We start from the raw sequence: 15,153 nt of genomic DNA, 5'->3' as shown, positions 1-15,153 counted from the left end.
TCGTCGGCCAGCACGTCCAGGACGCGAGCGCGCAGCTTGGAAGCCGGCGTCGACACCTTCGAGCGCTTGCGCGTGGCGGCGTTCTTGATGCGAGCGATCATATCGCTCAGGGGATCGTTCATCGACATCTGATCGTCCTCACCAGCTCGACTTGACGAGGCCGGGGATCTGCCCCTGCGAACCCAGTTCGCGGAGCGCGATACGGCTCATCTTCAGCTTGCGGTAATAGGCGCGCGGGCGGCCGGTGACTTCGCAGCGATTGCGGATGCGGATCGCGGCGCTGTTACGCGGCAGCTTGGCGAGCTTGAGGCGAGCTTCGAAGCGCTCCTCGAGCGGCAGGCTTTCGTCGTTGGCGATCGCCTTCAGCGCGGCGCGCTTTTCGGCGAACTTCTTGACGAGAGCGCGGACGGCTTCGTTGCGGTTGACGGCGCTTTTCTTGGCCATGGTTTGTTTTCCCTTCCCGCTCTCTTAGTTGACGAACGGGAACTGGAATTCCTTCAGGAGAGCCTTGGCTTCCTGGTCGGACTTCGCAGTGGTGCAGACGATGATGTCCATGCCCCAGATCTGTTCGATCTGGTCATAGTTGATTTCCGGGAACACCAGGTGCTCCTTCAGGCCCATGGCGTAGTTGCCACGGCCGTCGAAGCTCTTGCCGTTCAGGCCGCGGAAGTCCTTCACGCGCGGCAGCGCGATCGTGACCAGGCGATCCAGGAACTCGTACATCCGGTCCTTGCGGAGGGTGACCTTGGCGCCGACCACCATGCCTTCGCGCAGCTTGAAGCCGGCGATCGACTTGCGGGCGCGGGTCGCGACGGGCTTTTGGCCGGCGATCGCTTCCAGGTCCTTCAGAGCGGTCTGGGCCTTCTTGGAGTCGGCCACCGCCTCGCCGATGCCCATGTTCAGGACGATCTTGTCCAACTTGGGGATCTGCATTTCGTTGGTGTAGCCGAACTGCTCCTTCATCGCGGCGCGGATGCGCTCGCGATAAACGGTCTTCAGCCGGGGCTCGTAAGCTTGATCAGCCATTGATCACCTCGCCGGTCGTCTTGGCGACGCGCACCTTCTTGTCGCCTTCGATCTTGAAGCCGACGCGGGTGGGCTTGCCCTTGGAGTCCACGATGGCGACGTTCGAGACGTGCAGCGCGGCTTCCTTTTGCTTGATGCCGCCTTGCGGGTCGGCCTGGGTCGCCTTGGTGTGACGCGAAACCATGTTCACGCCTTCCACGACAACGCGGTTGTCCTTCGGCAGGACTTGCAGGACGGAGCCTTGCTTGCCCTTGTCCTTGCCGGCCAGAACGACGACGCGGTCGCCCTTCTTGATCTTAGCGGCCATTACAGCACCTCCGGAGCGAGGGAGATGATCTTCATGTGGTTCTTGGCGCGCAGTTCACGGGGAACCGGGCCGAAGATCCGCGTGCCGACCGGCTCGCTCTGCTTGTTCACGATCACCGCGGCGTTCTTATCGAAGCGGATGACCGAGCCATCCTTGCGCTTCAGATTTTGATTCACCCGAACGACGACGGCGCGAAGCACGTCACCCTTCTTCACGCGACCGCGCGGAATGGCTTCCTTCACGGAGACGACGATGACGTCGCCCACGCTGGCGTAGCGACGGCCAGCGCCGCCCAACACCTTGATGCACATGACCCGGCGAGCGCCAGAATTGTCAGCGACTTCCAGGTTAGTTTGCATCTGGATCATGGTCTAAACCTTCCAGATTAAGCCGAAGCCTTGGGAAGCACTTCCCAGGTCTTCAGCTTGGACTTCGGAGCGCACTCGATGATGCGGATAGCTTCACCGGCCTTGTACGCGTTGGCTTCGTCGTGCGCGTGGTACTTTTTGGACTGACGCACGATCTTCTTCAGAACGGGGTGGACGATGGTCCGTTCGACCTTCACCACCACGGTCTTGTCGCCCTTATCGGAGACGACGACCCCTTCGAGGATACGCTTGGGCATATCGTTCTCCTTAAGCCGCGGCCTTGGCGCGCAGCACGGTCTTGATCCGCGCGATATCCTTGCGGATCTCGTTGACGCGGTGGGTCTTCTCGACCTGACCCGTGGCGGCCTGGAAGCGCAGGTTGAACTGCTCCTTCTTCAGGCTGATCAGCGTGTCGGCCAGCTGGTCGGGGGTCATGCCCCGGATGTCAGCGATCTTCATGAGCCTCAGGCCTCCATGGCCACACCCGCGTCGATGCGGGTGACAACACGGGTGCGGATCGGCAGCTTGGCGGCGCCCAGGCGCAGAGCTTCACGCGCGATATCGTCCGGCACGCCGTCGATTTCGAACATGATGCGGCCCGGAGCCACGCGAGCGGCCCAGTAATCCACCGCGCCCTTACCCTTACCCATCCGGACTTCGGCCGGCTTGCCGGTGACCGGCACGTCCGGGAAGATACGGATCCAGACGCGGCCTTGACGCTTCATCTGGCGGGTGATGGCGCGACGAGCGGCTTCGATCTGACGGGCCGTGATGCGCTCCGGCTCGACGGCCTTCAGGCCGTACGAACCGAAGTTCAGCAGGGTGCCGCCCTTCGAGGCGCCGTGGATGCGGCCCTTGAACTGCTTGCGGAATTTGGTCTTCTTCGGAGACAGCATGGCGATCTAATCCTTAGGCGCGATCGCGACGGTCACGACGGTCGCCCCGGTCGGGACGATCGCCGCGCTCACGGCCGCCACCTTCGCCGGCGGGGCCGGACTCGGTGGCCAGGCGCTTGTCGAGCGCCATCGGATCATGCTCCAGCACCTCGCCTTTGAAGATCCAGGTCTTCACGCCGATGATGCCGTAGGTGGTCTTGGCTTCGGCGAAACCGAAGTCGATGTCGGCGCGCAGGGTGTGCAGCGGCACGCGACCTTCGCGGTACCACTCCATCCGAGCGATTTCAGCGCCGCCGAGGCGACCCGAGACGTTGATCCGGATGCCCTTGGCGCCGAGGCGCACGGCCGACTGGATCGAACGCTTCATGGCGCGACGGAAGGCGATACGACGCTCGAGTTGTTGAGCGATCGACTCGGCCACCAGCTGAGCGTCGGTTTCCGGCTTGCGGATCTCGACGATGTTCAGGTGGACTTCGCCCTCGGTCTGAACCGACAGGTCCTTGCGGAGCTTGTCGATGTCAGCGCCCTTCTTGCCGATGATGACGCCCGGACGAGCGGCATAGATCGTGATGCGGCACTTCTTGTGCGGACGCTCGATGATGATGCGCGAGACACCAGCTTGGTACAGGCGCTTCTTCAGGGCGGCGCGGACCGCGAGGTCCTGATGCAGCATCTTGCCGTACTGGGCGCCGTCGGCGAACCAACGGCTGTCCCAGGTGCGGTTCACGCCGAGCCGCAGCCCGACCGGATTGACTTTCTGACCCATTAGGCGGCCTCACCCAGTTCGCGGACCACGATCGTGATCTCGGAGAACGGCTTCTCAACGCGCGTCGCGCGACCGCGAGCGCGGGGCGAGAAACGCTTCATGATCAGGTTCTTGCCCACATAGGCCTCGGCGACGACCAGGGAGTCGATGTCGAGGTTGTGGTTGTTCTCGGCGTTGGAGATCGCCGAGTACAGCGCCTTGCGGACGTCCTGAGCGATACGCTTGTGGCTGAACTCGAGCTCGTTGAGAGCGCGCTGGACGTTCAGGCCACGGATGGACTGAGCGACCAGGTTCAGCTTGCGGGCGCTGGTGCGCAGGGTGCGAACCTTGGCCATCGCTTCGGCGCCGTCGAGGCGGCGAGCTTGCTTTTGCTTGGCCATGATTACTTCCTCTTGGCCTTCTTGTCGGCGGCGTGACCCGGGAAGTTCCGGGTCGGCGCGAATTCGCCGAACTTCATGCCGACCATGTCTTCCGACACCAGCACGGGAACGTGCTTGTGGCCGTTGTGCACGCCGAAGGTCAGGCCGACGAATTGCGGCATGATCGTCGAGCGACGCGACCAGGTCTTGATGACGTCCTTGCGGCCCGACGACAGAGCGGCATCGGCCTTCTTCAGGAGGTACCCGTCGACAAACGGGCCTTTCCAGACGGAGCGGGTCATGGCTTAGCGGCCCTTCTTCGCTTTGTGGCGCGAACGGATAATGAACTTGTCCGTGGCCTTGTTGACGCGGGTCTTGGCGCCCTTGGTCGGCTTGCCAGCCGGGGTCACCGGGTGACGGCCGCCCGAGGTCCGGCCTTCACCACCACCGTGGGGGTGATCGACCGGGTTCATGGCGACACCGCGGACGTGCGGGCGACGGCCCATGTGACGAGAACGACCGGCCTTGCCGAGGTTCTGGTTCATGTGGTCGGGGTTCGAAACGGCGCCGACGGTGGCCATGCACGTGTCGAGCACCATGCGCAGTTCGCCCGAGTTCAGGCGGATCTGGGCGTAGCCGGCGTCACGACCGACCAGCTGGGCGTAGGCGCCAGCCGAACGGGCGATCTGACCGCCCTTGGCGGGCTTCAGCTCGATGTTGTGGATGATCGTGCCGATCGGCAGCGTGCGCAGCGGCGAGGCGTTGCCCGGCTTCACGTCGACCTTCTCGCCGGTGACGACTTCGTCGCCGGCCTTCAGGCGTTGCGGGGCCAGGATGTAGGCCAGCTCGCCGTCGGCCTGATACTTGATCAGGGCGATGAAGGCGGTGCGGTTGGGGTCGTACTCGAGACGAACGACCGTGGCCACGCCTTGCTTGCGGCGCTTGAAGTCGACCAGACGGTAGAGGCGCTTGGCGCCGCCGCCGCGGAAGCGAACGGCCACGCGGCCATTGCCGCCACGGCCGCCCGACTTGGTCAGGCCTTCGACCAGCTTCTTCTCGGGCTTGCCCTTGTGAAGTTCGCTGCGGTCGATCAGCACCAGGCCGCGCTGGCCGGGGCTGGTCGGGTTAAATTGCTTCAAGGCCATGACTTAGAGCCCCGTCGTGATGTCGATCGACTGGCCTTCGGCCAGCGTCACGATCGCTTTTTTGACGTCGTTGCGACGACCCACGATGCCGCGGAAGCGCTTGGTCTTGCCCTTGGTCACAATCGTGTTGACCTTGGTCACCTTGACCTTGAACAGCTCTTCGACGGCGGCGGCGATTTCGTCCTTGGTCGCGTCGTTGGCCACCTTGAAGACAACCTTGTTCTGCTCGCTGAGCAGGGTCGTCTTTTCGGTGATCACCGGCGACAGGATCGTGTCGTAGTGGCGAGCGGTGGCGGCCATTAGGCGGCTTCCTTCTCAGCGAAACGCGCCGAGATCGCTTCGACCGCGTCCTTGGTCAGGACGAGGGTCTGGCGACGCAGCACGTCGTAGACGTTCAGGCCGGCGTTCGGCAGGACATCCACGTTCGGGATGTTGCGGGCGGCGAGCTTGAAGTTCGCGTCCACTTCCGGACCGGCGATGACCAGGGCGTTCTTCAGACCGATCTTGTCGAAGTTGGCGCGCAGGGCGGCCGTCTTGGCTTCGGTCAGAACGGCGCTGTCCAGGACGACCAGCGAGCCCGACTTGGCCTTCGACGACAGAGCGTGCTTCAGGGCCAGGGCGCGGATCTTCTTGGGCAGGTCGAAGGCGTGGCTGCGGACCACGGGACCGTGGGCCTTGGCGCCGCCGACGAACTGGGCCGCACGGCGCGAACCGTGACGGGCGCCGCCGGTGCCCTTCTGCTTGTACATCTTCTTGCCCGTACGAGAGACCTCGTTGCGGACTTGAATCTTGTGGTTGCCGGAGCGGCGCTTGGCCAGCTGCCAGGTCACGACGCGCTGCAGGATGTCGCCGCGGATGTCGTCGATGCCGAAGATGGCGTCGTCGAGGTCCACGGAACCGGCCTTGCCGCCGTCAAGCTTGATGACGTCGAGTTTCATTAGCCTTCGCCCTCTTCGGTCGTCGCCGCGGGGGCCTCTTCAGCGGGGGTTTCAGCGGCCGCGGGAGCAGCTTCGCCAGCCTTGCGGAAGGCGCCCGGACGCGGAGCGTCGGCAGGCAGAGCCTTCTTCACGGCGTCACGAACCTTCACGTAGCTGCCTTCGTGGCCGGGGACAGCGCCCTTGACCAGGATCAGGCCGCGCTCGACGTCGACCTTCCAGACGGTGACGTTGAGGGTGGTGACGGTTTCTTGACCCAGGTGACCGGCCATCTTCTTGCCCGGGAACGTACGGCCCGGATCCTGGCGGTTACCGGTCGAACCGTGCGAACGGTGCGAGACCGAGACACCGTGGGTGGCGCGGAGACCACCGAAGTTCCAGCGCTTCATGGCGCCGGCGAAACCCTTACCGACGGTGACGCCTTGGATGTCGACCTTCTGGCCGGCGACGAAGTGGTCGGCCGTCAGTTCGGCGCCAACTTCGATCAGGGCGCTTTCCTCGACGCGGAATTCGGCGACGACGCGCTTCGGCTCGACGGCCGCCTTCGCGAAGTGGCCGCGCAGGGCCTTCGAGGTGTTCTTGGCTTTCTTGGCGCCGGCGCCGAGTTGCAGGGCGGTGTAGCCGTCCTTCTCAACGGTGCGCACGCCCGTGACCTGGCAACCGTCGAGCGACAGGACGGTGACCGGCACGTGCTGACCAGCTTCATCGAAGAAGCGGGTCATGCCGAGCTTCTTGGCGAGGACGCCAGTGCGTTGGGTGGGGAGAGTCATATGGAAGGCCCTCCTTACAGCTTGATTTCGACGTCAACGCCGGCCGACAGGTCGAGCTTCATCAGCGCGTCCACGGTCTGCGGAGTCGGGTCAACGATGTCGAGGACGCGCTTGTGCGTACGGATCTCGAACTGCTCGCGCGACTTCTTGTCGACGTGCGGCGAACGGTTGACGGTGAATTTCTCGATAAGCGTGGGCAGGGGGATGGGGCCCCGCACCGTCGCGCCCGTGCGCTTGGCCGTATTGACGATCTCGCGCGTGGAATGATCCAACACGCGGTGATCGAAGGCCTTGAGCCGGATGCGGATGTTCTGACGATCCATATCGCTCGGTTTCCTAGTGGGCTGCGCCCGCGTCTCGAACCATTTCAAAGACCAACTCGGAACCCAGGTGGGCTCCGTACGCAGCGTCCGCAAAACAAATATCCCCAACAGTCGCCTGTCGGGGGTGATGACCAGATATTGCGCCTGTTAGGGCGCTATGTCCGGGCGTCTCGCGAACCGCGTTTGAGCCCGAAAGCTCACAGCCGGTCCAACAGAGGCGCGCTTGTACGTTCCAGAATCGGTTTCGTCAAGCGCTCTGTCCGGTTCGTCTCGTCCAAAAGGACTCGAGTCGTCGGGCGGGTTCTGGATAGGCGCCCGCGCCCCTCCGCGCAAGACCCCCGCAAACATAACAGCGGTCGGCTTTTAACACTTCCAGGTCAAAGCAAGGAATGAACGTGCGCACGCTTGCGTGTAGTCGAAATTCTCTTCTCCGCAAGTGTCACAAAAATGCATTATTCGCCCCGCAAGCGTCGCCGCGGGCCTTGAGCACGCCCCCAAACCTCCATAGATGCCGCCCCTCCTCGGCGGACTGGGCGGCCCCTCCCCCAACAACGACCGCCCCGCCAGCCGGAGGAGCCACAGTGACTAAGGGGATAGACCCAATGCATACCAAGCTCTTCGCCACCGCCGCCCTGATCGCCGCCGCCGTCTCGGCCCCGGCCTTCGCCCAGAACGTGGGTTCGGTCGGCGCGGCCGTGAACTACACCGACATCAACACCAAGCTGGGCGGCGGCCACGGCTCGTCGGCCATCGTCGACGGCTCGGTCGCGATTCCGCTGCAGGGCGCCTGGACCGTGACCGCCAACGGCGACGTCTCGATCTCGGACAACGACCTGTCGGATGAGACGGTCGCTTCGGCCGCCGCTCACCTGACCACCAAGATCGGCGACAGCTGGCGCGTCGGCGGCTTCACCGCCCTCTCCCGCCCGGCCAACGACACCGTCTGGGCCGTCGGCGGCGAAGCGCACAAGTACCTGTCGAACGTGACCCTGTCGGGCGTCGCGGCCTACGGCCAGTCGAACGACCTGGACGCCGACCTGTACACCGTGCGCGGCGACGTCCGTTACTTCGTCTCGGACAACTTCCGCCTGGACGCCGGCGCGGCCTGGTCGCGCATCGACACCAACGTCAACGCGGACCTGTGGGACGTGAACCTCGGCGGTGAGTACAAGTTCGCCAACAGCGGCTGGTCGACCTTCGCCAAGTACACCCACAGCGAGTCGGACGACCTGGCCGATCTGAACGCCGACGCCATCAAGGTGGGCCTGCGCTACACCTTCGGCGGCAGCCTGAAGACCCGCGACCGCGCCGGCGCCGACCTGGTCTCGGCCGGCGACCTGTTCGGTATCGCCGTCCGCTAAGCGCGACGCTGGACCCACGGTCCGGACATGAAGAAGGCCCCGGGAGCGATCCCGGGGCCTTCGCTCTTTATATATGCGTGCGTGATGATCGGCGGCCTACTGGCCGATGATGACATCGCCCGAGCCGGCCACGTGCTTCTTGATGGGGCCATTGACCTTGGCGATCCGGACGTCGCCGGAGCCCATCACGCTGACCTCGACCTGATCGGCTTCGCCCTTGAAGGTGACGTCGCCCGAGCCCATCACGCTGACCTCGACGGCGCGGCTGCGGCCGCCCGCGACCATGATGTCGCCCGAACCCGCGATATTGCCTTCCAGCTTGCCGCCGATGCTCGCGGCCGAGACGTCGCCCGAGCCGGCGATGTTGGCCTCGAGATCACCCGCGATCGCCTGGGTGCTGACGTCGCCGGACCCGGCGATGCTGATCTCGGCGGAGCTCGCCGAACCCGTCCGGGTGTCGCCCGAGCCGGCCTGGCTGACCTCAAGCTTCCCGCGGGTGTTGGCGATCGTCCAATTGCCGCAGCCCGCGTTGCCGAGTTCGACGCTGTCCGAGCGGCCGATGTCGCCAAACACCGCGCCGCCAGCGCCGACGCGCACGTCCATCGGCGTCCGGATGGCGACTTGTGGAATGTTCTCATAGGCCACTTCACCGACGCCGCGCACCCTGACCGAGGTCTTGCCGTTGCGGCTGTTGCAGCCGTTGATCCGGCTCATCCGCAGGTCGCCGTCGACGACGACCTTGTCGCCTTCGTTGCGGACCGTCAGGGGCAGGCTGGCGTTGGTGGTCAGGAACTCCACCTTAACGTCCGAGCGGTTCTCCGGGATGATCACGACGCGGGCGACCGCGTCCTTGATCTTCACGGACGGCTCGGCCTGGGCGACGCCAGCGGCGGAAATGGCGGCGGCCAGCACGGCCAGGGTGGTCATAGCGCGCATCGGTTTGCTCCCCATCGGATGCGTGTATCTCGATGGAGGGCAAGCTAGCGGCGCTTCGTTCGGACCACGACTTAATTCGCGGTCATGACGTGGAAGTCATCGAACGCCATTCGGCCTGGTGCTTGCGGAGCCTGACGGGCGCGGACTTGTAGGCCGGCGTGCCCGAGCGCTGATCGTGGTCGTCCAGCGCGATGACCACATTGGTCTCGGGGTAATAGGCGGCCAGGCATCCCGGCGGGATGTCCCGCGCCACGACCGTGAAGGCGCGGACCACACGCTCGCCGCTCTCGTCGAAGGCCGCGCCGACGTCGATCAGGTCGCCCTCCGCCAGCCCCATCCGGGTCATGTCGTCCGGATTGGCGAAGACGACGTCGCGCCGGCCGAACACGCCGCGATAGCGGTCGTTCTGCCCGTAGACGGTCGTGTTGTACTGATCGTGGCTGCGCAGGGTGGTCAGAATCAGCACGTCTGGATCGCCCCGGCGCGGGTCGCCGCCCTTCGGATCGAAGACCAGGAAGTTGGCCTTGCCCGTCGCCGTCTTCCACACCCGGTCCGATGGCCCGACCGGCAGGCGGAAGCCGCCCGGAACGCGGACCTTCTCATTATAGTCCTCGAACGCGGCCGGGAAGACGCGGGCGATCAGGTCGCGGATGGCGTCGTAGTCGTCGGCTAATCCCAGCCAGTCGATCAGCGGGTCCTGGCCGAAGGTCGCCGTGGCGATCCCCGCGACGATGGCGGGCTCCGACAGCAGGTGCTCCGACGCCGGCGGATTGAGCCCGCGCGAGGCATGGACCATCGACATCGAGTCCTCGACCGTCACCGACTGGCGCACGCCGGCCCGGACATCCAGCTCGGTCCGGCCCAGGCACGGCAGCAACAGCGCGGCCTTGCCGATCAGCATGTGCGTGCGGTTCGGCTTGGTGGCGATGTGGACCGCCATGTCCAGCTTGCGCATCGCCCCGAAGGTCCTAACCGGATCGGGCGCGGCGACGGCGAAATTGCCGCCCAGGCCGACGAAGACCTTGGCCTCGCCGCGCTCCATCGCCGCGATCGTCTCGATCACCGTATGACCATGCGCCCGAGGCGGCTCGAAGCCGAAGACGTCGCGGATCGAGTCCGACAGCGCCTCCGAAGGCTTCTCCCAGATCCCGACCGTGCGATTGCCCTGGACGTTCGAATGGCCCCGCAGCGGACAGATCCCGGCCCCTGGGCGCCCGATATTGCCCTTCAGCAGCAGCAGATTGACCAATTGCTGCACGGTCTGGGAGCTGTCGCGGTGCTGGGTCAGGCCCATGCCGTAGCAAAGGATCGTCGAACCAGCCCGGGCATAGGTCGCCGCCGCCTCCTCGATTTTGGCGCGCGGCAGGCCGCAGCCGGCTTCGATCGTCGCCCAGTCCAGCGCCTCAAGATGCGCGGCCAGAGCCTCGAAGCCGGTCGTGTGCTCGGCGATGAAGTCGCGATCGATGACGCCGCCACCCCGCGCCTCCAGCGCCAGCACCGCCTTCATCATCCCCTGCACCAGCAAGGCGTCGCCGCCGATGGTCAGCTGGTAGTAGGCCGAGGCGATCGGGGTCGAGGTCAGGGTCGTCATCTCGACCGGATCCTGCGGCGACGCGAACCGCTCCAGGGCCCGTTCGCGCAGCGGATTGAACGCCAGGATCGTCGCGCCGCGCCGGCTGGCCTCGCGCAGGGTCGCCATCATCCGCGGATGGTTGGTGCCCGGATTGTGCCCGAAGCACAGGATCAGGTCCGCGTGGTCGAAGTCCTCCAGCGTGACCGAGCCCTTGCCCAGGCCGATCGAGTCCGGCAGGCCCACGCTGGTCGGCTCGTGGCACATGTTCGAGCAGTCGGGGAAATTGTTGGTCCCGAAGCGCCGCCCCAGCAGCTGATAAAGAAACGCCGCCTCGTTCGAGGCCCGGCCCGAGGCGTAGAATTGGGCCTGGTTCGGATCGTCCAGCGCCTTCAGGGCCGCGCCCGTTCGGGCGAAGGCCTCGTCCCAGGTGATGGCCTTGTAGCGGTCGTCGGCCAGGTCATAGGCCATGGGTTCGGTCAACCGGCCCAGGTCCTCGATCTGATGGTCGCTCCAAGTCAGCAGTTCGCTGACCGTGTGGCGGGCGAAGACCTCTGGCGTCGCGCGCTTGGATGTCGCCTCCCAGGCCACGGCCTTGGCCCCGTTCTCGCAGAACTCGAACGACGAGGTGTGCTTGGGATCGGGCCAGGCGCAGCCCGGGCAGTCGAAGCCCTCGGGCTGGTTCGCTCGCATCAGGGTCTTGCCGCCTTCGACCACCGCCTCCTGGTCGATCAAGGCGCCGGCCACGGCCTTGAGCGCGTCCCATCCGCCGGCCGGATGGCGATAGGGGCGGACGCCCGGGGTCTTCTCGTTCGCCATCAGGCCGGCTCCGGCTGGGTTTCGATCAGGCGCTCGCCGCCGGCGAACACCGCGTGGCCGTCGGCGCGGGCCAGGGCGACGAGCGTGATCCCCGCCTCCTGCGCCTTGGCGACCGCCAAGTCGGTCGGCGCCGAGACGGCCACCAGGATCGGGCACCCCATCCGCGCGGTCTTCTCGACCATCTCGAACGAGCAGCGGCTGGTGACGACGACGAAGCCCGTGGCCGCGTCGATCCCGTCTCGCGCCATCGCCCCGGCCAGCTTGTCGAGCGCGTTGTGGCGGCCGACGTCCTCGCGGACCAGGAGCAGTTCCGCCTCCGAGGTAAAGAAGGCGGCCGCATGGGTGGCGCGGGTCAGTCGTCCGAGCGCCTGCTGCTCCTCCAGAGCCGCGAGCGCCGCCGGGATCGCCTCGTGTTGGATGGAGGCCCCCTCCCCGACCAAAGGCAGCGGCCGCACCGCGTCCGCCAAGCGCTGAACGCCGCACAGCCCACAGCTGGAGCGTCCCTCCAGATTGCGCGGCCGCGCCCTGCGAGCCAGGGCGCCGGGCGCGAAGGCGACATCGACCAGAACGCCTTGAGCTTCTTCCTTCAGGGTGATCGCCGCCACGTCGCCCGCCTTGGCGACGCCTTCGGTGATCACGAAGCCCAGCGCCAGTTCGTCCAGGTTCTCCGGCGTCGCCATCAGCACCGTATGCGGACGACCGTCGAACGAGAGGCCGACCGCCGTCTCCTGCGGCGTGATCCGCTCGAAGGGCCGCGCGGCCTGATCGGCGCGCCACTGGACGGCGGAACGGGGGGCGACGGCGGAACGCGACATGCCTGAAAGCCTACTCCGTGGGCGAAGGGCGGTATAGCCGATGACGTGACAGCACGATTGTTCAAAACCGTCATCGATCGGCCGATGACCTAACGTCATTCCTGGCGCAATCTGGCGCGATGGCCAGCACCACCATGGAAACCCGTCGCGCCCAGATGTTCCCCCGGCTGGAGCCGGAGGAGATCGACCGCCTCCGCCGCTTCGGCCAGATCGTCCACGCCGCGGCGGGCGAAGCCCTTGCCACCGCGGGCGTCGCCTCCCCCGGCCTGTTCGTCGTGCTGGAAGGGCGCGTGGCGATCACCCGCCGCGACGCCAATCGCGAGAGCCAGCCGATCGTCGAGCACGATCCGGGGCAGTTCGTCGGGGAAATCAACCAGTTGTCGGGCCGCCCGTCGCTGGTCGACGTGACCGCCCTGAGCGACGTCAAGGCTCTGCTGATCTCGCCCGACCGTCTGCGCGCCGTTCTGGTGGCCGAGGCGGAGCTGGGCGAGCGGATCATGCGGGCCTTGATCCTGCGGCGGGTCGCCCTGATCGAGACCGGCGCCGGCGGCCCGATCATCATCGGCCGCGCCGCCGACGCCGAGGTCATCCGCCTGGCCGGCTTCCTGGCCCGCAACGGACACCCCTATCAGAACCTCGACCCGGACCAGATGGACTGCGCCAAGGTGCTGATCCAGCGCTTCGAGGTCGACGAGAGCGAACTGCCGATCGTCCTGTGTCCCAACGGCCAGATCCTGCGCAAGCCGACCAACCATCAGCTCGGCCGCTGCATTGGCCTGGTCGGTCCGATCGACGAGAGCAAGGTCTATGACGTGGCCGTGGTCGGCGCCGGGCCCGCCGGCCTGGCGACCGCTGTCTACGCCGCTTTGGAGGGCCTTTCGGTGCTGGTGCTCGATACCCGCGCCTTCGGCGGCCAGGCCGGCGCCTCGGCGCGGATCGAGAACTATCTGGGCTTTCCCACGGGGATTTCCGGCATGGCCCTGATGGGCCGCGCCCACGGCCAGGCCCAGAAGTTCGGCGCCGATCTCGCCATCCCCGACGAGGTCGCCTCCCTGGCCTGCGAGGACGATGGCCTTCACCGCTATCGCCTGGCCCTGGTCAGCGGCGAGAAGGCCCAGGCCAAGACCGTGGTGATCGCCAGCGGGGCCCGCTATCGCCGGCTCGACGTCGACAATCTCGACCAGTTCGAGGGCTCCAGCGTCCATTACTGGGCCTCGCCGCTCGAGGCCAAGCTCTGCGCCGGCCGGGAGGTCGCCTTGGTGGGGGCCGGAAATTCGGCCGGCCAGGCGGCCGTCTACCTCTCCAGCCAGGTCAAGAAGGTCTGGATGATCGTGCGCGGCGAGAGCCTGGCGGCGACCATGTCGCGCTATCTGATCGACCGGATCGAGAGCACGCCCAATATCGAGGTGGTCGTCCGCAGCGAAGTCGTCGCGCTTGAAGGCGAAGGCGGACAGCTGTCCTGCATCCGCTGGCGAGGTCCGGGCGGCGCGGAGACGACGCGGCCGGTCACCCACCTCTTCCTCTTCATCGGCGCGGCGCCGAACACCAGCTGGCTGTCCCAGTGTCAGGTCGAGCTCGACAACCACGGCTTTGTGCGGACCGGAACCGACCTCGCCCCGGGTCACCCCTTGCTGCAGACCAGCCGCAAGGGCGTGTTCGCGATCGGCGACGTCCGGGCCGGCTCGGTCAAGCGCGTCGGCGCGGCCATTGGAGAAGGCGCCCAGGCCGTCGCCGCGATCCACGCCTATCTGGCCAACGCTTAGGGAGCGCGCCGATGACCTGCATGCACGCCGACACGATCCGCCTGGTCACGCCCAGCGCCAAGGGCTGCGAGGAGTGCCTGAAGACCGGCGGCTGGTGGGTGCACCTGCGCCTGTGCCGGGCCTGCGGCCACGTCGGCTGCTGCGACGACAGCCCCAGCAAGCACGCCACCGCCCACTTCCGCGCGACCCGCCATCCGATCATCGAAGGCTACGACCCGCCCGAGGGCTGGGGCTGGTGCTTCGTCGATGAAGAGTTCGTCGAGCTGCCCGACCAGACCGCGCAGGTGGGGCCTATTCCGCGGTTCGTGGAGGGTTAGGCGCGAGACGGCGCCCTTCCGCCGGGAGACCGGCGGGCTGGGGAGGCGGCGGAGCGTCCGGGCAGGGCCCGGATCAGTGTTTGATGGAGTACCGTTTCGGCCGAGGCCGGAGCGCTCCGCGTGACCTGTGCTCCGGAGCCTTCGACGCGCGGGGTTTTAACCCGCTTCCGAAAGAGGCCCCGGGCGGGCGGAGGAAGATGCGTTTCCTCCGGACCGCGCGGGCGATTTCAGCCCACGCCTGCCGCGCCTGTCTCCTCTCGCCGCCCGGCTTTCGTCCCGATGTTTCAGGGAGCCCGTCCGGATCCGTCGCGAAGGCGGCCCAAAGGCCAAGACCAGCGCTTCCCGCTCGATCACCCCCGCCGCTCGTTCGGTCGCCAGCTGAACGCCCTCCCCCGCGACGGGGCGAGGAGAAGTATGCGGGCGGTTTTGGGCGCGATGCGTCGATTTTTCCTGGGCTCGTGGGTCGGGGGCTTAGGGCGTTGAGATTGCTGGGGCGGGGTGTGCCGGACGCTCGTACGCGGACGAGGATAAACGCCTACTCCCACCCCTTCCGCCCATTCTCGTGTCATCCCGGAAGCCTCGCAGAGGCTATCTTAGGACCCAGGGGGTGACGAAGCGCCGAGCGCGCCGCCCCTGGGTCCCGGCTCTCCGCGCTACGCGCTGCGGCCGGGATGACA

General features: G+C 66.4%; 22 protein-coding genes and 2 pseudogenes. 3 read left to right on the top strand and 21 right to left on the bottom strand.

Going from position 1 to position 15,153, the window contains the following annotated elements; all coding sequences use genetic code 11:
• From rpsH to AX690_RS22530, 17 genes and pseudogenes are all read right to left on the bottom strand, one after another.
• A partial coding sequence (rpsH, locus tag AX690_RS21045; protein ID WP_082769797.1) for a 30S ribosomal protein S8 occupies positions 1–128 on the bottom strand: 128 nt, incomplete at its 3' end.
• Between the two features lie 10 nt (positions 129–138).
• Entirely contained in the window at positions 139–444 is a 306-nt protein-coding gene (rpsN, locus tag AX690_RS21040; protein WP_013078655.1) for a 30S ribosomal protein S14, read from the bottom strand.
• Between the two features lie 24 nt (positions 445–468).
• Positions 469–1,026 carry a 50S ribosomal protein L5 gene (gene rplE, locus AX690_RS21035; protein ID WP_013078654.1) on the bottom strand — a complete coding sequence of 186 codons (558 nt, stop codon included), beginning with the start codon at positions 1,024–1,026 and terminating at the stop codon, positions 469–471.
• The gene (gene rplX / locus AX690_RS21030; RefSeq protein ID WP_066684374.1) at positions 1,019–1,333 is read right to left on the bottom strand and encodes a 50S ribosomal protein L24; all 315 of its coding nucleotides are present in this window, start codon (positions 1,331–1,333) and stop codon (positions 1,019–1,021) included. The genes rplE and rplX overlap by 8 nt, the downstream gene beginning before the upstream one ends.
• Positions 1,333–1,701: a 50S ribosomal protein L14 gene (rplN, locus tag AX690_RS21025; RefSeq protein ID WP_010919137.1), complete on the bottom strand. Its 369-nt coding sequence runs from the start codon at positions 1,699–1,701 to the stop codon at positions 1,333–1,335. The genes rplX and rplN overlap by 1 nt, the downstream gene beginning before the upstream one ends.
• A 17-nt stretch (positions 1,702–1,718) precedes the next feature.
• Positions 1,719–1,958: a 30S ribosomal protein S17 gene (rpsQ, locus tag AX690_RS21020; RefSeq protein ID WP_010919136.1), complete on the bottom strand. Its 240-nt coding sequence runs from the start codon at positions 1,956–1,958 to the stop codon at positions 1,719–1,721.
• Positions 1,959–1,968: 10 nt separating this feature from the next.
• Positions 1,969–2,160, bottom strand: coding sequence for a 50S ribosomal protein L29 (gene rpmC, locus AX690_RS21015; protein ID WP_004616922.1), 192 nt, complete (start codon positions 2,158–2,160; stop codon positions 1,969–1,971).
• 5 nt (positions 2,161–2,165) lie between these two features.
• Complete coding sequence (gene rplP, locus AX690_RS21010) at positions 2,166–2,597, bottom strand: 50S ribosomal protein L16 (protein WP_066684373.1); 432 nt, start codon at positions 2,595–2,597, stop codon at positions 2,166–2,168.
• Between the two features lie 13 nt (positions 2,598–2,610).
• Positions 2,611–3,363, bottom strand: coding sequence for a 30S ribosomal protein S3 (rpsC, locus tag AX690_RS21005; protein ID WP_013078650.1), 753 nt, complete (start codon positions 3,361–3,363; stop codon positions 2,611–2,613).
• Positions 3,363–3,743: a 50S ribosomal protein L22 gene (rplV, locus tag AX690_RS21000; RefSeq protein WP_013078649.1), complete on the bottom strand. Its 381-nt coding sequence runs from the start codon at positions 3,741–3,743 to the stop codon at positions 3,363–3,365. Before rplV ends, rpsC begins: the two co-directional genes overlap by 1 nt.
• 2 nt (positions 3,744–3,745) lie before the next feature.
• Positions 3,746–4,024, bottom strand: a complete 279-nt coding sequence (rpsS, locus tag AX690_RS20995) for a 30S ribosomal protein S19 (protein ID WP_010919131.1) — start codon at positions 4,022–4,024, stop codon at positions 3,746–3,748.
• Between the two features lie 3 nt (positions 4,025–4,027).
• Positions 4,028–4,867 (bottom strand): 50S ribosomal protein L2, encoded by an 840-nt coding sequence (gene rplB / locus AX690_RS20990; protein ID WP_066684372.1) that lies wholly within the window; start codon positions 4,865–4,867, stop codon positions 4,028–4,030.
• Positions 4,868–4,870: 3 nt separating this feature from the next.
• The gene (locus tag AX690_RS20985) at positions 4,871–5,167 is read right to left on the bottom strand and encodes a 50S ribosomal protein L23 (RefSeq protein ID WP_010919129.1); all 297 of its coding nucleotides are present in this window, start codon (positions 5,165–5,167) and stop codon (positions 4,871–4,873) included.
• A complete protein-coding gene (gene rplD / locus AX690_RS20980) occupies positions 5,167–5,805 on the bottom strand; it encodes a 50S ribosomal protein L4 (RefSeq protein WP_066684370.1) in 639 nt (212 codons plus the stop codon). Before rplD ends, AX690_RS20985 begins: the two co-directional genes overlap by 1 nt.
• Positions 5,805–6,572 (bottom strand): 50S ribosomal protein L3, encoded by a 768-nt coding sequence (rplC, locus tag AX690_RS20975; RefSeq protein WP_066684368.1) that lies wholly within the window; start codon positions 6,570–6,572, stop codon positions 5,805–5,807. Before rplC ends, rplD begins: the two co-directional genes overlap by 1 nt.
• 14 nt (positions 6,573–6,586) lie before the next feature.
• A complete protein-coding gene (gene rpsJ / locus AX690_RS20970; protein ID WP_004616952.1) occupies positions 6,587–6,895 on the bottom strand; it encodes a 30S ribosomal protein S10 in 309 nt (102 codons plus the stop codon).
• Positions 6,896–6,908: 13 nt separating this feature from the next.
• Positions 6,909–7,096: pseudogene (locus AX690_RS22530) on the bottom strand (hypothetical protein).
• A 401-nt stretch (positions 7,097–7,497) separates the two neighbouring features.
• On the opposite strand from AX690_RS22530, the gene AX690_RS20965 reads away from it, so the two are divergent.
• Positions 7,498–8,256 carry an outer membrane protein gene (locus AX690_RS20965; protein WP_066684367.1) on the top strand — a complete coding sequence of 253 codons (759 nt, stop codon included), beginning with the start codon at positions 7,498–7,500 and terminating at the stop codon, positions 8,254–8,256.
• A 96-nt stretch (positions 8,257–8,352) separates the two neighbouring features.
• On the opposite strand, the gene AX690_RS20960 is transcribed toward AX690_RS20965, so the two are convergent.
• From AX690_RS20960 to fdhD, 3 genes are all read right to left on the bottom strand, one after another.
• Positions 8,353–9,192: a GIN domain-containing protein gene (locus tag AX690_RS20960; protein ID WP_066684364.1), complete on the bottom strand. Its 840-nt coding sequence runs from the start codon at positions 9,190–9,192 to the stop codon at positions 8,353–8,355.
• An 82-nt stretch (positions 9,193–9,274) separates the two neighbouring features.
• Positions 9,275–11,581, bottom strand: coding sequence for an FdhF/YdeP family oxidoreductase (locus AX690_RS20955; protein WP_066684362.1), 2,307 nt, complete (start codon positions 11,579–11,581; stop codon positions 9,275–9,277).
• The gene (fdhD, locus tag AX690_RS20950; RefSeq protein ID WP_082769796.1) at positions 11,581–12,396 is read right to left on the bottom strand and encodes a formate dehydrogenase accessory sulfurtransferase FdhD; all 816 of its coding nucleotides are present in this window, start codon (positions 12,394–12,396) and stop codon (positions 11,581–11,583) included. Before fdhD ends, AX690_RS20955 begins: the two co-directional genes overlap by 1 nt.
• 119 nt (positions 12,397–12,515) lie before the next feature.
• Here fdhD and AX690_RS20945 point away from each other — a divergent pair, with 119 nt between their 5' ends.
• On the top strand, positions 12,516–14,159 hold the full coding sequence (locus tag AX690_RS20945) for an FAD-dependent oxidoreductase (protein WP_066684360.1): 1,644 nt from the start codon (positions 12,516–12,518) through the stop codon (positions 14,157–14,159).
• Between the two features lie 11 nt (positions 14,160–14,170).
• Positions 14,171–14,476, top strand: coding sequence for a UBP-type zinc finger domain-containing protein (locus AX690_RS20940; protein ID WP_066684358.1), 306 nt, complete (start codon positions 14,171–14,173; stop codon positions 14,474–14,476).
• A 561-nt stretch (positions 14,477–15,037) separates the two neighbouring features.
• On the opposite strand, the pseudogene AX690_RS24335 reads toward AX690_RS20940, so the two are convergent.
• Positions 15,038–15,153, bottom strand: a pseudogene (locus AX690_RS24335) (hypothetical protein); the annotation flags it as partial.

Source organism: Caulobacter sp. CCH9-E1 (assembly GCF_001556515.1).
In the GTDB taxonomy this organism is placed as follows: domain Bacteria; phylum Pseudomonadota; class Alphaproteobacteria; order Caulobacterales; family Caulobacteraceae; genus Caulobacter.
This window is presented reverse-complemented; position numbering and strand designations above follow the sequence as displayed.

Bases quoted from the DNA above. Each gene is read 5' to 3' on its own strand.
- rpsN (WP_013078655.1), bottom strand. From the start codon at position 444: ATGGCCAAGAAAAGCGCCGTCAACCGCAACGAAGCCGTCCGCGCTCTC.
- rplE (WP_013078654.1), bottom strand. From the start codon at position 1,026: ATGGCTGATCAAGCTTACGAGCCCCGGCTGAAGACCGTTTATCGCGAG.
- rplX (WP_066684374.1), bottom strand. From the start codon at position 1,333: ATGGCCGCTAAGATCAAGAAGGGCGACCGCGTCGTCGTTCTGGCCGGC.
- rplN (WP_010919137.1), bottom strand. From the start codon at position 1,701: ATGATCCAGATGCAAACTAACCTGGAAGTCGCTGACAATTCTGGCGCT.
- rpsQ (WP_010919136.1), bottom strand. From the start codon at position 1,958: ATGCCCAAGCGTATCCTCGAAGGGGTCGTCGTCTCCGATAAGGGCGAC.
- rpmC (WP_004616922.1), bottom strand. From the start codon at position 2,160: ATGAAGATCGCTGACATCCGGGGCATGACCCCCGACCAGCTGGCCGAC.
- rplP (WP_066684373.1), bottom strand. From the start codon at position 2,597: ATGCTGTCTCCGAAGAAGACCAAATTCCGCAAGCAGTTCAAGGGCCGC.
- rpsC (WP_013078650.1), bottom strand. From the start codon at position 3,363: ATGGGTCAGAAAGTCAATCCGGTCGGGCTGCGGCTCGGCGTGAACCGC.
- rplV (WP_013078649.1), bottom strand. From the start codon at position 3,743: ATGGCCAAGCAAAAGCAAGCTCGCCGCCTCGACGGCGCCGAAGCGATG.
- rpsS (WP_010919131.1), bottom strand. From the start codon at position 4,024: ATGACCCGCTCCGTCTGGAAAGGCCCGTTTGTCGACGGGTACCTCCTG.
- rplB (WP_066684372.1), bottom strand. From the start codon at position 4,867: ATGGCCTTGAAGCAATTTAACCCGACCAGCCCCGGCCAGCGCGGCCTG.
- AX690_RS20985 (WP_010919129.1), bottom strand. From the start codon at position 5,167: ATGGCCGCCACCGCTCGCCACTACGACACGATCCTGTCGCCGGTGATC.
- rplD (WP_066684370.1), bottom strand. From the start codon at position 5,805: ATGAAACTCGACGTCATCAAGCTTGACGGCGGCAAGGCCGGTTCCGTG.
- rplC (WP_066684368.1), bottom strand. From the start codon at position 6,572: ATGACTCTCCCCACCCAACGCACTGGCGTCCTCGCCAAGAAGCTCGGC.
- rpsJ (WP_004616952.1), bottom strand. From the start codon at position 6,895: ATGGATCGTCAGAACATCCGCATCCGGCTCAAGGCCTTCGATCACCGC.
- AX690_RS20965 (WP_066684367.1), top strand. From the start codon at position 7,498: ATGCATACCAAGCTCTTCGCCACCGCCGCCCTGATCGCCGCCGCCGTC.
- AX690_RS20960 (WP_066684364.1), bottom strand. From the start codon at position 9,192: ATGCGCGCTATGACCACCCTGGCCGTGCTGGCCGCCGCCATTTCCGCC.
- AX690_RS20955 (WP_066684362.1), bottom strand. From the start codon at position 11,581: ATGGCGAACGAGAAGACCCCGGGCGTCCGCCCCTATCGCCATCCGGCC.
- fdhD (WP_082769796.1), bottom strand. From the start codon at position 12,396: ATGTCGCGTTCCGCCGTCGCCCCCCGTTCCGCCGTCCAGTGGCGCGCC.
- AX690_RS20945 (WP_066684360.1), top strand. From the start codon at position 12,516: ATGGCCAGCACCACCATGGAAACCCGTCGCGCCCAGATGTTCCCCCGG.
- AX690_RS20940 (WP_066684358.1), top strand. From the start codon at position 14,171: ATGACCTGCATGCACGCCGACACGATCCGCCTGGTCACGCCCAGCGCC.